At 62.9% G+C, this 2,075-nt stretch carries 2 protein-coding genes; both read right to left on the bottom strand.

The window, feature by feature from the left end:
* Nucleotides 1–77 precede the first annotated feature (77 nt).
* Complete coding sequence (locus AC2FNN_RS21485) at nucleotides 78–1,346, bottom strand: glycosyltransferase (protein ID WP_496760538.1); 1,269 nt, start codon at nucleotides 1,344–1,346, stop codon at nucleotides 78–80.
* The coding region (locus AC2FNN_RS21490; protein WP_496760540.1) for an oligosaccharide flippase family protein at nucleotides 1,347–2,075 on the bottom strand (729 nt) is incomplete at its 5' end.

The raw sequence follows: 2,075 nt of genomic DNA on the forward strand, positions 1-2,075 counted from the left end.
CAGGTTCTCGCCAGCCCATGTGCATAGCGGGTTTGAAAAGCTGTATCGGCAACTGGCCGGGCAGGGATAACCCCCGGTCAGTCCGCCGCGCCGTTCTCGAAAGCACCAGCTTCCAAGGCATGGGCCAGATCGGCCCGCCCTGCACGATGCGCGGCCTGCGCAAAAGCCGCGCCGAACCGGCCCAATACCTGATCTTCGCGCCAGAGCGCCTCAAACCCCTGCCGCGCCGCTGCGGCCATCTGATCCCGCGCGGCACCTCCGTCCTGAAAACGGCGCATGGCTGCGATCAGGTCATCTTCGGTTTCGAACAGTTCCCCGCCCCCTGCCCGCTCCACGATTTCGGGGAACGGGCCCAGACGCCGGGCGATCACCGGCGTACCCAGCCGGAAGCTTTCGATCAGGATGATGCCGAAGGTTTCATAACAGACCGAGGGCACGATCAGCCCCAGTGCGCCACGATAGTAAGCATTCAACTCGTCAGGCGTCTTGCGGCCAAGGAACTTGATCCGGTCATTGCCTGCGGCCTGTGCCTTCAGCTCATCCGCATAATCGCCATCACCCAGGATCAGCAGATCCGCGTCGGGATAGCGGTCAAAGGCGGGGAACACATCCTGCAACCCCTTGATCTTTTCCAACCGTCCGACAAACAGGAAATAGGGGCGGTCATGCGCCGCCGGTTCCGGCAAGGCGCTCTGATCCAGGTCGGGCAGGAAATAGGGCAGCACCTGCATGTCCTGCCGCAGGCCGAATTCACGATGTTTGGCGCGGCTGAATTCGCTTTTGGCGATGATCAGATCCATGTGATCCAGCGCCCGGTCCAGCGCACCGGTATAGCGCCACAGCTGCGGCGGACGCTTGTGCTGCAACACGCAGCGCAAGCACTGGCGCTCATCACACAGCTCGCGCCCATGCCGCCACAGAACATGGGTGGGGCAGACCAGCCAGTGTTCATGCGCCTCATAGATTTTCAACCCCTCGCCCATCGGCAACAGGCCGGGCCCGCCGATCAGGGATGTGTTGTTGTGCCAGATGATATCCGGCTTCTGCTCGGCCAGTATCTCGCGGATGCGGGCGGCATGGACAACCGGGCGGCCAAGCTGCTGGGTCAGCAGGTTCGACATCATGCCGCTGCGGCTGCGCAGCCCGATCCGCCGCACCCCGTCAGGGGTGCCCTCGGGCTGCGGTTTGCCGCCCAGGATCAGATAGCTGTCTTCGTCATGCACCACCGTCACGTCGTGCCCGCGCGCCACAAGCGCCCGCGCCATGCGCTGAATGCCGATGGCGTCACCGCCAAAGGAATAGGGGGGATAAAATGTGGTGAACATCAAAATGCGTAACGATTTCATCTATCTCTCAATTCCTTGAGTGTCAGCCGCAGACAGGTGCCCGTCTTGCGGCCCAAGCATCGAAACCAGCAGGCGCAGCCTGTCCCGCTGGAACAGAAAAGCCAGCAAACCATAGGCCAGAACACCCGTCGCCGTGCCGGCAAGCAAAAGCAAAGCCGGGGACAGGCCGTCCAGTTGCCACACAATCCCCTGCACTGCCGCCACCATCCCCCCTGACAGCAGAAGCGGCGCAAGATGCTGCCGCATCAAACCCGGGCCGGACAACCCCGCAATATGCCCCAGATTGGCAAATTTGAGCGGCCAGACCAGCAGAAAGACAGCCACAAAACCGGCTGTGACGACCGGCAACCCATACGGGGCCAGCACCACAATCACCCCCGCCGCCAGCGCCACCTCGACCCAGGACAGAACCGCTAGACGCCCGGCCTGACCTGCCGCCAGACAAAAGGTCTGCTGCACCTTTTCGGCACACAGATACATGCCAAACACCGACATCAGGCTCAGGACCGGAGCCGCCGGAGCCCATTTCTGACCGAACAGCAGCACCAGCGCCGGTTCCGACAGAACCGCCAGCCCGGCAAAGGCCGGAAAGGCCAGAAACCCGGTCAGGCGCATGACGTCGATCAGCAAATCCGTCGCCTGACCACCATCGCGCGCCGCCGCACCAAAGGCAGGCTGCGCCACGGTGCGCAGCGGTGTGATAATCAGGAACGAGGCGGTCTCGATCAC

Source organism: Ruegeria sp. BHSA118 (assembly GCF_059613405.1).